At 59.1% G+C, this 11,661-nt stretch carries 11 protein-coding genes; 4 read left to right on the top strand and 7 right to left on the bottom strand.

Annotated elements, in window-relative coordinates:
* Window positions 1-144 precede the first annotated feature (144 nt).
* The 4 genes from A3709_RS01570 to A3709_RS01560 all read right to left on the bottom strand — a co-directional run bounded on the left by A3709_RS01570 (window position 145) and on the right by A3709_RS01560 (window position 2,838).
* Entirely contained in the window at window positions 145-522 is a 378-nt protein-coding gene (locus tag A3709_RS01570) for a hypothetical protein (RefSeq protein ID WP_066049070.1), read from the bottom strand.
* 412 nt (window positions 523-934) lie between these two features.
* A complete protein-coding gene (locus A3709_RS01565) occupies window positions 935-1,912 on the bottom strand; it encodes a serine hydrolase (RefSeq protein WP_082849812.1) in 978 nt (325 codons plus the stop codon).
* Between the two features lie 135 nt (window positions 1,913-2,047).
* Window positions 2,048-2,179, bottom strand: a complete 132-nt coding sequence (locus A3709_RS24770; protein ID WP_255359708.1) for a hypothetical protein — start codon at window positions 2,177-2,179, stop codon at window positions 2,048-2,050.
* Between the two features lie 29 nt (window positions 2,180-2,208).
* Entirely contained in the window at window positions 2,209-2,838 is a 630-nt protein-coding gene (locus A3709_RS01560) for an NAD(P)-dependent oxidoreductase (protein WP_066049067.1), read from the bottom strand.
* 79 nt (window positions 2,839-2,917) lie between these two features.
* Between A3709_RS01560 and A3709_RS01555 the strand changes: the two genes are divergently transcribed.
* Both A3709_RS01555 and A3709_RS01550 read left to right on the top strand, forming a co-directional pair.
* Window positions 2,918-3,502, top strand: coding sequence for a TetR/AcrR family transcriptional regulator (locus tag A3709_RS01555; RefSeq protein WP_066049064.1), 585 nt, complete (start codon window positions 2,918-2,920; stop codon window positions 3,500-3,502).
* Window positions 3,503-3,921: 419 nt separating this feature from the next.
* A complete protein-coding gene (locus A3709_RS01550; RefSeq protein WP_156507526.1) occupies window positions 3,922-4,959 on the top strand; it encodes a caspase family protein in 1,038 nt (345 codons plus the stop codon).
* 34 nt (window positions 4,960-4,993) lie between these two features.
* Here A3709_RS01550 and A3709_RS01545 read toward each other — a convergent pair whose 3' ends face one another.
* Genes A3709_RS01545 through A3709_RS01535 form a run of 3 tightly spaced genes read right to left on the bottom strand, consistent with a single transcriptional unit; the run spans window position 4,994 to window position 9,008 of the window.
* The gene (locus A3709_RS01545; protein WP_066049056.1) at window positions 4,994-6,775 is read right to left on the bottom strand and encodes an alpha/beta fold hydrolase; all 1,782 of its coding nucleotides are present in this window, start codon (window positions 6,773-6,775) and stop codon (window positions 4,994-4,996) included.
* 18 nt (window positions 6,776-6,793) lie between these two features.
* Window positions 6,794-7,657 (bottom strand): hypothetical protein, encoded by an 864-nt coding sequence (locus A3709_RS01540; protein WP_156507525.1) that lies wholly within the window; start codon window positions 7,655-7,657, stop codon window positions 6,794-6,796.
* Window positions 7,629-9,008 carry a CHASE2 domain-containing protein gene (locus tag A3709_RS01535; RefSeq protein WP_066049050.1) on the bottom strand — a complete coding sequence of 460 codons (1,380 nt, stop codon included), beginning with the start codon at window positions 9,006-9,008 and terminating at the stop codon, window positions 7,629-7,631. Before A3709_RS01535 ends, A3709_RS01540 begins: the two co-directional genes overlap by 29 nt.
* Before the next feature lie 97 nt (window positions 9,009-9,105).
* Between A3709_RS01535 and A3709_RS01530 the strand changes: the two genes are divergently transcribed.
* Window positions 9,106-11,376, top strand: coding sequence for a caspase family protein (locus A3709_RS01530; protein WP_066049047.1), 2,271 nt, complete (start codon window positions 9,106-9,108; stop codon window positions 11,374-11,376).
* Window positions 11,373-11,546, top strand: a complete 174-nt coding sequence (locus tag A3709_RS22965; RefSeq protein ID WP_156507524.1) for a hypothetical protein — start codon at window positions 11,373-11,375, stop codon at window positions 11,544-11,546. Before A3709_RS01530 ends, A3709_RS22965 begins: the two co-directional genes overlap by 4 nt.
* Window positions 11,547-11,661: the final 115 nt, after the last annotated feature.

The raw sequence follows: 11,661 nt of genomic DNA, 5'->3' as shown, positions 1-11,661 counted from the left end.
CCTCTCTGAATTCACCGTCTACGCCACACTTTACAGATACTTCCTGTGTCACTTCTAAAAATCGTTATTCAATAGCGGCTGCGTCTTTCATTCAGTATTTTACTCCAAAGGATAGACACACGCTTATTAACGCTTAGCAGTGAGTTACCAGCTGCGCCCTGCGCGCGTACGCTGCACAGTCGTGACCGTCGTCGTAGCGACGGTCGCTGATGCGGTTATCACTGCAGCAGTCACTGCAGCTGAGAATGCGAACCCGCCAGCGACCTGGTCTAATTCTTCGTCAGATAATTCCATCTCCGATGTGTCGGGTGGCAGTACAATGGTGATCTCTCCACGCTCCTCAACGATGGGCTTGAATACTGTGTCCCCAAGAGCTCCGGGTTCCAAACCATATTCCGCTTCGAGTGTACCCCGTGGATCTTTCAGAAATGCCTCTCTGAATTCAACGTCTACCCCACATTTTACAGATACTTCCTCCTTCACTTCTAGAAACCGTTTTTCAAATTCAGCTGGATTATTCATTGTATTGTCCTGTATAAAATTTTACAGATTCCATGTGGCGACGACGCCCAGGGGCTCTTTTCGTTTTTGATCTCGCGGTTGCGTCACGGCTTTTATATTTTGTTATAACCATAAAATATATAGCACGTGAACTCTCCATGGTCAACGCATAACTTTGATTCATAGTGCTTTTGTTAACAGACACGTAGCGCCAGGCTGGAACCGGGCCGCGCAGGAGCCGCATCAAGCGCAAATGTGTCGCTGTCTGGTCGCGCGAAATTTGCCGACGGCCTCGAAGAGTTGCAGAGCCGCGGCCTAATGGTTAACTTGCTCGACATCATGCAGGGGGAGCACCCCGCCTATCGGCGTTTGTCAGCATCGGCGCGTTTGCTAAAACTTTTTCTGCACCACACGGCGACACTTTGGATACAGTTCACCCCTTGCGCCTGGTCCGCAGACCGAGCACCACTGCTACTGCGAGAATCACGGCAGCACCTGAAAGCGCGGGCACCATCATACTCCCGAATACAGCGTCCGTCGCAAAAAGGTCAGGATAGCCGGACTGCCAGAACACCCAGTCCGAACCCAGAGTTGTGGCCAGAGAGGACTGCCCGGACACCAGGATAACCAATGCGTCGCCGCTCTCAGGATTCAACCTCGCCGCCGTATTGATCGCCGGATCGTTCGCGCCATCGTGGCCGAAAATGAAATCACCATTACCCGTAGGTGCATACAGGATGGTTCCCAGCCCCCAGATATCAAACCCCAAGCTGCGACCAAGGGGAGCGCGCATCGATTTTGCGAATTCAGGACTGAGTGGCGCGCTCGCCGCCGTGGAACCAATTTGCGCCAGGACGAATTTCGCCATGTCTGCACTGGACGTCACCATTGCGGTTGCGGCGCTCGATGCATACTGGAAACCCACTTGTCTGGCGCCATCCGTATCCAGGGATCCGGCACTATTGGTGCAGGTATCAATGGCTCGGTAGCCCGAGCGGGTCATTTCAAGCGGATCCAGCACGGTTGCCTGCACAAAGTCTTCAAATGACTGACCGGAGACCTCTTCCACCAATAACTCGAGCAATAGATAACTCCCGCCGGAGTAATTGCACTCAGTGCCAGGCTCAATGTTGACCCGGATTTGCACCGGCTCGCCAGTGGACGCGCGCGGGTTGCTCAGTTCATCCTCGAGTTCTGGCAGGGTCTCGTCGGCGGTATAGTCGCCGAACCCGAGACCGTCGGTAAACCCGGCAGTGTGACTGAGCAAGCGGCGAATAGTGACAGCTTCGTTCGCGAATTCACTGGAAGGCAACTGCCAGCGAGTCAGGTACTTCCCGACCGGAGCGTCGATATCTGCGCGGCCATCGGCCACGAGGGCCATCATGGCGTAAGCGGCGAGCCATTTACTCATTTAGGCTGCAGCAAAGACTGTGTCGCGATCGACATCGCCCTCTGGCCCAGCGTGAAATTCGTGCACGATGGCACCGCGCTCAATCATCACCAGCGACGTCGCACCGCGGTTGGTGTCCCCAATTGTCTCTACGGCTTAATCGAAGAACGCCCGGGTATCGTCTTCCGCCACGACACGATTCATCCACAATCCACTAAAGGCTGAGTAAGCGACAAAGGCCAGCCAGGCGATGACCGCGAGTGCCATGGTAGCTATGACTTTCAACATTGTTGTCTGCTCCGAAAATACTGACGCGATTAATGGCTGATGCCGACTGCCCGGTGCACGAAGGTATTATCGCGCACACAAGCAGCGAGGAAACCGGCGATGTCGGCGCGGGAAATTTTGAGCCTTAAACCGCGCTCTTCCGATGAAATATCCACCCTGAAATTGCCGTCGGCCGGGGCATCCGTAAATGCACCGGGGCGCACGATGGTCCAGTCCAGTCCGCTTACGCGGACCAGTTGCTCCTGTCGTTCGTGATCCAAGAACACGCTGCGGAGCAACACGCCGAACATCACCCTCTTCCAGAAGAAGTTCAGGTTGTTCCAGCTCTCACCCGCGCCCAGAGTCGACTGACAAATCAAGCGCTCGACGCCGTGATGTTGCATCGCCCTCATAATAAGTTCGGTCCCCTTGGAGCGCACAACGCTTTTGCGAGATGCTCCGCCCCCCAGGGTGATGACCACAGCATCGTGGCCTTCGACAGCACTACAGACATCCTCAAAGTCGAGTGCATCACCTGCCAGCCGGTACAACTGCGGATGCGCAACTTCTAACGCATTGGGACGACGCGCAAAGGCCGTCACTTCATGCCCATCCGCCAGCAAGCTCTCTACCGCCAGACGGCCCACACTACCTGTTGCGCCAAAAACAATCACTTTCATGGTGCTCTCCTCAACAAACTGACAATGACTTGACATTTTGTCAAGTTGACGCCGTGCAAATTAGTGGTAAATTGACACCATGTCAAGTGAAAACCTCGAAACCCGCGAACGCATTCTTGAGAGCGCCTGGACGCTGCTGGCCGAGAGCCACGCAAGCGCTGTGCGCATGAGCGATATCGCGAAGCGCACAGGCATCAGTCGACAGGCTGTCTACCTGCACTTTCCAACCCGGGCGGAATTGTTGATTGCGACTACACGTTACATCGATCAAGTTAAGGACATCGATAAGCGACTAGCGAAGAGTCGCAGCGCTGCATCGGGTCTTGAGCGGCTCAATGCATATGTTGAGGCGTGGGGCAACTACATCCCCGAGATCTACGGCGTGGCCAGCGCCCTGATCGCAATGCAAGCCAAGGACGATGAAGCCGGGGCTGCCTGGGCGGACCGAATGGGAGCCGTGCGCCATGGCTGTGAGGCTGCGGTGGCCGCGCTGAAGCGCGACGGCACACTGACCCAATCACTTTCCACATCCGAAGCGACAGATCTGCTCTGGTGCCAACTGTCGGTAGAAAACTGGGAACACTTGCGGTACGGCTGTGGCTGGTCACAGACGCGTTATATCAAAGTGATGCAACAGACCGTGCGCAAGGCATTGGTCGATTGAGAGAGCAAAGGTCGAAGATGGCCTCTCGAAAGGACACACTCAGCTGGAACTAACACGCCGGCCAAGCACAAAAAAAGGCCACCCAATGGGTGGCCTTTTCGGTAGATGGCGCGCCTGACGTACAGCAGCGAATCACGCGCCATCACGCATAGCCCCTCTAGAGCTACGTAAGACCCTGATCTGTCAGCCTTTATTTTGTGCCGAGGATATCCGCCATAGTTCAATTAATCCTGTGCGATGACACCACTACACCCGAAGTCATCATCCCCGAAAGACTACACAGGAGACTACGGCAACATGAATCTTACAGTGAAGGCTATTGAAGGAATGAAGTGGGAGGGTACTCCCCGCAAGTACGCAGACACTGGCACCGGCTCTGTGCCGGGTCTCTACACCAGGATATCCAAGAACGCGAAGACTTGGACTGTCCGGTACGACCGGGCAGGCAAGAAGATCTACTCCCATTAGGCCGTTTATTTTTCCTATACTTCACCGGCCAACTGGTTCGTACCAAACTTCACAAACGCGACAACCTCATCACCGCCCTGGTTAACGGCGTAGAAACCGAGGTGGGCGAAGACGGCATGATCGTAACCCAGGTTGAACTGAAGCCGGGGCAACTGGCGGTGGAGGTGATCGCCATTTACAGCGACATCGGTGTACAGAAAATCACCTATGCTATAGAAGGCAGCGCCCAGCCCAAGGGCACTCAGGGTGAAAAATACGCCCTGATCATCGGCAACAAGAATTATGAATCCCCCTTCTGGAGCGACCTGGTCACTCCGGAAGCAGATATACAGGCTCTGGACGAACTGCTGCGCAACCGGTTCGGCTTCAGCACCAAACTGAGCACAGCCGACGGGGAACAAAACCTGCTGTTGCTGGACGCGAGCAAAAACGAGATTCTGTCCACCCTCAGCCTATTGCGCAAAACCCTGCAGCCGGAGGATTCATTAGTGGTGTACTACGCCGGCCACGGGCAGCTCATCCAGGACCTGGCTTACTGGATACCAGTGGAGGGCACCGACGAGGACTACACCTGGATTTCCGCTTTTGATATCACCCAGCAACTCAAGCGCACCGCTTCACGGCATATCCTGCTGATTTCTGACAGTTGTTACGCCGGCGCGCTCAATCGCAGCGGGGCTACCACCATGGAAAAACTGGATATGCGTAATAACGCCCTGGAAAAGTACGCCCAGCGGCCATCACGTATGATACTGGCCAGCGGTGGCGAGGAGCCGGTTGCAGATGGCGGCGGTGGCCACTCGGTGTTTGCCAATGCGCTGCTACGGGCACTGGAAGAGGCAGCCGACCAGACTCAGGGGTTCACGGTACACGAGCTCTTCCCCTCCGTGCGGGAATTGACCTCAGGCCGCTCGGAGCAAATACCCATGTACTCACCCCTGCGCAATTCCGGGCACGAGGGCGGCGCACTGATATTCCAGTCGCTCTAAAATGGCAGGGCCAAAAAACTTAACCGCTCGCTGATTACTTCAGCGAGTAGTAGGTCACCCCCTGCAGCTGCTCAGCAGACAGCGCCTTGCGCTTGCTCGCCCGATTACCCAAAATCGCCTGCTTGATGTCGTTGATCACCTTATTCTTGGTGGCGTAGTAGGAGTGAAACTGCGCCACGCTCCAGGGCGACACCTCGATACCGGTGGCATCGATCACGTCGTAGTCCACGATGGGGGTTACCGGCTGCCCCAGGCGCTTGTTGGAATTCACCTGCACCGAAATATCCAGGGCGGCGTCGTTGTCGGAGGTATAGATCGTCCAGTTGTTGGTAACGTCTGCCACCAGCGGTGAGATCTGCTGAGCGAACAACTCGGCATCGAAATCCGGGGCGGCCAGGGTGACCGAGGCGAACATTTTGGCGCGCTCGGGGTCGGCAATTTTCATTTGCTGCAGGGCGCCGATCAGCACCTGGTTACCCATGGAGTGGGCTATCAGGTGTACCTTGCGCCCCTCGAGTTCACCGAGAATGCGATCGAGAAAACTGCGCAGGTAATCCACGCTCCAGGTGGCGGCTTCGCGGTCGAAGGTGTAGCCAAACAGGCTGCCCGCCGAGGGCCAGGAAAACAGGATGGGCGCGCCATCGAAATCAATATCGAAGGCGATCTGGGCGGTGCGCATCACCGCCTCCTTAAAGGGCACATTGAAGCCGTGCACGAACACCACCGCCTGCCCGGCCATGCGGTCATCACTGGCCTCGGGGTTCTCCAGTGTGCCGTTTATCTGCTTGAAAAAGGCCTGCGCGTCCAATACGTCGAGTTCACGCAGCAACACGTGGCTCTTATCGTCCTTCAGGAAGTCGAAGCCGAACAGGGGTTGCTTCACCTCCCCGGCCTTGTGCCCCGGCGGAAAGCTCACCACCGCTATGCCATAGTCCAGCTGTTGATCGCTTGCTCGTTCCCCCAGGTAGAGATCACTGAAGTCGCTTTCCTGGGCATTGGGGTTGCGCTCGCGGTTGGTGGCCCAATAGACACGTTGTTTTACCGGCTTGGCATCCTCGGCACCCACACTCTTCAAGGTAACGTCGTCTGGCAGCGCGCTGGCTTCCTCCAGCCGCGCAGACAACAGCGCCACATTATCGGCGTCCATGGCTTCCATATTTCCAGGTGCCACACCAAAGGCATCTATCGCGGCCGCGTTTATCTCGTACACCGCCGCAGAGTCTGCTCCGTAACGATGAAAGGAGGTACCGGTGTGCAACAGGGCAGCGGGAATGCGCAGGCGCTTCGCGGCAATTTCGCGAATCTGGTCCACCATATCGCCACCCACACCGCAATCCAGGCTGTGGAACTGCAGGCGGCCGCCATAGTCATTCAAACCACCGCCGGCAGGGCCGGGTAAGTAGGTATGCAGATTGACGCCGGCGGAGGCCAGGGCCGCCAGGCCCCCCAGTAACTGTTCGCCGCGCTCGTCCCCCTCGGCGGCAGAAAACCAGTGCACGGTCTCACCCGATACCGCGTTGGCCTGCAGCCAGGCAATCTGTCCGGCCAGGCTCAATTTGTTGGCGGGCTCCTGCCACATGAGGTCATCGAGTACCGCAAATTCCGCTCCCGCATCCAGGGCGCTATCACCCTGCACAATGTAGAAGCGCCCGCCGCTGTCCTCGGCATCCAGGACGATATCCAGCGTATGATCAAAAAAACTGCGCTCGGTGTCACAGGCCAGAAAGTAATTGGTGTCGAGTAACCACAGATCCGCGAAGGCAGTGCCCGGCAGGCAAAGCGCCAGCAGGGCCAGGGACTTGCGCATAGGGGACATGATGTTTCTCCTTATCAATCAGTGCAGCTGGGCCAACAGGCCGGCGGCCAGTTCATCGCCGCCTTCAGACAACTGCCATAACTGCTGCAGGGCCTCCAGGGCCCAGCGTCCGTCCTGGTAAGTATAGAGCCATAGTGCCGACATCGCTGGCCCGGATTCGGTGAGTGCGTCGATGCCCAACTCCGCCGGTGGCTGCGGCACTTCGCGGGCCGCAACCAGTGGCGCCTCGTAGCGCAGTTGTTGCTTGCTGTCTGCCAGCAGCAACACCCATTTCCTGTGCCCCGCCTCCAGGCCACTGAAGCTCGCCAGCGGTGCATCCAACTGGCCGCTGTCGGCAAGCATCACTTCCTCAAAAGCATCGAGCACCACTACCTGGTAGGGTGGCTCGCCCCCGTACCAGGGCAGGTACAGGCTGTCGCGCTGCGCCAGCTGTGCCCCGGCCAGGTCCAGCAGGGGAATACCCAGACTGCCCTCCTCGCCCCGGGCCACCGCCGCAACGGTTTTACTCTGGTCGGCCTCGCCCCCCAACACAGCGGCAACCTTGCCCGCCAGTTGTGCCAGAAGCCCTTCCTGTTCCGGCGCCGGCACCTGGAAGTCACCATCGGCGGCCGCCAGGGCCCGTGACTCACCATTGACCATCACCTGCAAACCGCCGTCTTCACCGGCAAGGCGCAGCACATCACCCGCATACAGCACGGCCAATACCCCGGCGTTCAGGGTTTCCCCCTCCCGCAGAATCATGGCCTCACCGCTAGCGTCCTCCACCCAACCCACCTGCACCGAATCTGCAAGGGCCCAGCCACTCCACACGCTCAACAACAAAGCCAGCAGCAGGCTGCGGGAATACACGGCTCTAGACGTTCTCTTCAGCATGCTGTGCACGCAGCATCTCCTGTCTGGATTTAAACTTGGTTTCAGCGATGGCAATCAATTCATGCAACTGTACGGCAACAACCGGCAGGGTAAAGTTCAACCAGACGCCGTTATTAAATAGCAGGCTGGAGAGCGGGAATATCACGCCGAACACAAATACGGTGCTTAAAAACGCCGCCACGCCCGGCGTATAGTGGGTAAACAGCAAGCTGGTCGCCGCCAACATACCCAGCTCTACCAGGATAATAATCCACAGCGACGGCGCCTTTACCTCGCCAAAGGCGTACAGGGATTCGATGGCATTGATCACCACCAGCGAGCCCGGCATCAGGCCCAGCGGCGTGGGGTGCAGATCGCCGGAGTAATAACTACTCGAGCCAATGATCACAAAATGATCAGCCAGCAAGCTGTTTTCCGGCAGGCTGTCGGCCTCGGTAATCAGGCGCGCGGGGATCGTCGTCACCGCTTTCACTGTAACCGGTTTCCCATCCCTCTCAACCCGGGTATCGGGCATTTCCGAGGTAGGCACCCAGGGCAGGTTGAACAACACCAGGCGCCGCAGGTCGTCGCTGCTCCAGTAAATGTCATGGGGGCCCGCCTTAACGGTGCCCGAAAGGGTCTGGCCGGAAAGATCCGCCCAGCCCTCACAGCTGTGCGGAGTGATCGACCCGGCATCGCCGTACAGGTCCTCAGCCGTCGGGTCGGAATCCAGGCTGATCATCAACAACTGGGCCGAAGGCAGTAATACCGGCTTGCCCTCGCGGCAGGCCGGCACCCATTGCTTCCAGCGCCGCAGCACAAAATCGCGATCGGTGTCGAACAGCGGGGTGGCCCAGTGAAAATCAGGCGTGCCTGCCACCAACTCATCCAGCGTGGAGGGCTTGAGCTCCAGATAATGGCCCGGGTCGGTAGCCGCCGGCTCCCGAGAGGTTTTCATCAATACCAGGGGCGGGCTGGCCTCTTCGCTGGCAGCCACGGCTGCAAGCACCTCCTGTACAGCACTGTTATCCACCGGCAGGCTGAGATCGATATCGAGCAGCACCGCCCGGGCATCACTGCCCAGCACATACTCCAGCAGGGTTGCCAGTTTTTCCCGGGGAGTTACCACCGGTTCACCCCAGGCCAGGTGCGTATCGCCGTCGATGTCGATAAACACAAAGGGGGGAACCGTCTCGCGGTCCTGCCCGGCCTGCAGACGCAGCATGGTATCGAAGCCCCTATCAACCTGGCCGGCAAACAGGCCCCAGCCCTGGGCCACGTGGACCAGCGTCAAAACACCGATGCCCAGGCAACAGTTGATCAGCACATGGCGGCTATGATGGCCAAGCTGTTCCCAGCGTGCTTTCAATTGGCTAAACACGAATGGTCGATCCTTGCACTTATTGATATACCTTGCATGTTAACGGTATTTCCCTATATTTATAAAGCTAGCGATCACTTATCAAGGAAGGAACCCCATGCCTCCCTCACGCCTGCACCTGCTGCCCGGGCTCGTTCTGCTCTGCGCAGTACTGTTCAGCCCGCTGTCACTGGCCGCCAGGCACGCCCTGCTGGTTGGCGTGACCGACTACCCCAACCTCGAAGGCCAGAACCTGACCGGCTCCGACAACGACGTGGCACTCGCCGCCGAAGTACTTATGGCAAGGGGCTTTGAGGCCACCGACATCACCACCCTCAGTGAATCTGCCGGGGAAGGCAGGCGCCCGATACGGGCCAACATCATGAACGAACTGGATGCGCTGGCGGCAAAAGCCCAGGCCGGCGACTTTGTCTACCTGCACTTCAGCGGTCACGGTTCCCAGGCGCCCGCCACCGGCGATGATGAAACCGACGGCCTGGACGAACTGTTCCTGCCGGCGGATGTCGAGAAGTGGAAGGGCGACGCCGACAAGAGCACTGTGCCCAACGCCATCACTGACAACGAGATGGACACTAAACTGGATGCTATCCGGGCCAGGGGCGCCAATATCTGGCTGGTATTCGACAGCTGCCACTCGGGCACCATGACCCGGGGCGCCAGTTTCAACAATATGAGTTTCCGGCAGCTTGCCCCGGGGGCGCTGGGCATACCCGCCAACGCCGGCATCACCACCCGCGGCGGCCCGGCCGCAGGCGACGATACCTTCACCTCGAATCTGGGTGCCGCAGCCGATGCCGACACCCAACGCGGCTACCTGGTAGCCTTCTCCGCCGCCCAACCTACCCAGACGACACCGGAGATGACCCTGCCGCCCAAGGGTGATGATGGCAAAACCTATGGCGTGTTTACCTACAACCTGATGCAGGTGCTGGCCAACAATCGCGGCATCAGCTACGCACAGCTGGCGGAACAGGTAATGCTGCAGTACCGGCAACTGCCCTGGCGCCGCACTCAGCCGCTGGTGAGTGGCGACGCCCTGGACGAGACTATCTTTGGCGAAGAGGAGCGCGGCTACCAGGTGTGGCCCGCCCGGGCCAACAGCCGCGGCGACATCAAGATCGAGGCGGGCAGGCTACAGCACTACACCCAGGAATCCGTCATCAACCTGTATCGTAGCCCGCTGGCCAGGGAGGAAGACTTTGTCGGCCAGGCCAGCATCAAAGAGGCCACGGCCATGACCAGCAAGGCCAAGCCCCTGGATTTCAAGGGCCGCGACGAGCAGGACCCGCTCTACGCCGTGATGAAGCAGCCGGTGGCTGACTTCACCCTGAGCGTGGCCGCCATCGGCCCGGCAGCCGCAAAACTGGCGCCCCTGGTGGCCGCCGCAGCGGACAAGAACCCTCTGCTGGCCGTGGCCGCGGAGGGTGAGCCCGCCGCTATCCGCGTGGCAATCTCCGGCGAACAACTGCTGTTTTTAACCCAGGACCAGAGCCTGCCCTGCAAAGACCGGGGGCTGCCGGTGGACGAGATCGAACCCTGTAATACGGAGCGCGGCCCCAAACAGGAACTGGCCGCAGAGAAATTTCCGCTGAAGGATGTGGAAGACCTGCAAATCGTGGCCAGTGGCCTCGGGCGCATTGCCCGTGCCGAGAGCGTGATACGCATGCAGCCCCACATCGCCGCCGGCAGCACGGGCCGCTCCTCACTGGATGTCAAACTCACCATCCGCAAGCAGGGCGAGCTGAGCGACTACCCCCTGAGTGAGGTGCCCAGTTTTGCAGCCGGCGACCAGGTGATCGTGGATATACGCAATGTGTCGCCCATGGCACAGGACATCAGCGTGCTCTACCGCGACGCCCATTTTGGCCTGACCCAACTCTGGCCGGTGGGCGATATTCCCAACCGCGTAGGCGCCGGCGAGCGTCTGTACTCGCTGCCCATTACCCTGGACGCCAAGACCGCCGGCGCAGAGGACCTGATCATCCTGTCGCAGCCCGGCAAGGGCCCCATCAGCCGGGATTTCGCCTTCCTCAATCAGGAGAGCCTGGGCAGCGTGACCCGGGGCGCAGCGACACAGAGTAGCTTGAAACTGCGCGGCCAGGGACCCCAGGAGGCCATCAGCCGGCAGCTCGCCTCCCTCAATAAGGAGAGCCGGGGCAAAGGGACCTGGGGCGCAGCACCGCAAACTGCAGCACCACAAACTCGAGTGGAGGGAGGCCCCTCGTTGATGCAGTTGCTGTTCGATGCCAGCGTGAACCAGAACGAAGCCAGCGCTGAGGAGGCCAAAGTACTCACCCGCGGCGCCAGCCTGGCCATCCGGCCGGAACCCGGCGGTATGCAGATTTACCACTGGGAGATCGCCAAGTGAATTACAAAACCCTGAGCGCAGCCGCCCTGCTTCTGGCCACGCAGCTCACCACGCCCTTAGCCAGAGCCGAGCTGTACTCGGGCACCTCCGAGGTCGAGGCCAACCGCTATATAGAGAACAGTATTCTCAGCGCTGCGAATCCCGGCATCACCCAGCGGTGGCGTGGGTAACGCCCACCAGGCCCAGGCCAGGCCCAGGCCCGCCAGCACCGCGCTCAGCGCGATAAATCACAGCAGGGCACGCCACGGGTTCAACGGCAAGGCCAGCAGTTGCAACAATTTGTGG

Origin of the sequence: Halioglobus sp. HI00S01, assembly GCF_001635445.1 — a bacterium.
Lineage (GTDB): Bacteria > Pseudomonadota > Gammaproteobacteria > Pseudomonadales > Halieaceae > Halioglobus > Halioglobus japonicus.
The sequence above is the reverse complement of the archived record's forward strand: the minus strand, read 5'-3'. Positions and strand labels throughout refer to the sequence as shown.

What these genes read in the sequence shown, in the direction of transcription:
- A3709_RS01570 (WP_066049070.1), bottom strand. Translation starts at nt 522, where the DNA reads ATGAATAATCCAGCTGAATTTGAAAAACGGTTTCTAGAAGTGAAGGAG.
- A3709_RS01565 (WP_082849812.1), bottom strand. Translation starts at nt 1,912, where the DNA reads ATGAGTAAATGGCTCGCCGCTTACGCCATGATGGCCCTCGTGGCCGAT.
- A3709_RS24770 (WP_255359708.1), bottom strand. Translation starts at nt 2,179, where the DNA reads ATGTTGAAAGTCATAGCTACCATGGCACTCGCGGTCATCGCCTGGCTG.
- A3709_RS01560 (WP_066049067.1), bottom strand. Translation starts at nt 2,838, where the DNA reads ATGAAAGTGATTGTTTTTGGCGCAACAGGTAGTGTGGGCCGTCTGGCG.
- A3709_RS01555 (WP_066049064.1), top strand. Translation starts at nt 2,918, where the DNA reads ATGTCAAGTGAAAACCTCGAAACCCGCGAACGCATTCTTGAGAGCGCC.
- A3709_RS01545 (WP_066049056.1), bottom strand. Translation starts at nt 6,775, where the DNA reads ATGTCCCCTATGCGCAAGTCCCTGGCCCTGCTGGCGCTTTGCCTGCCG.
- A3709_RS01530 (WP_066049047.1), top strand. Translation starts at nt 9,106, where the DNA reads ATGCCTCCCTCACGCCTGCACCTGCTGCCCGGGCTCGTTCTGCTCTGC.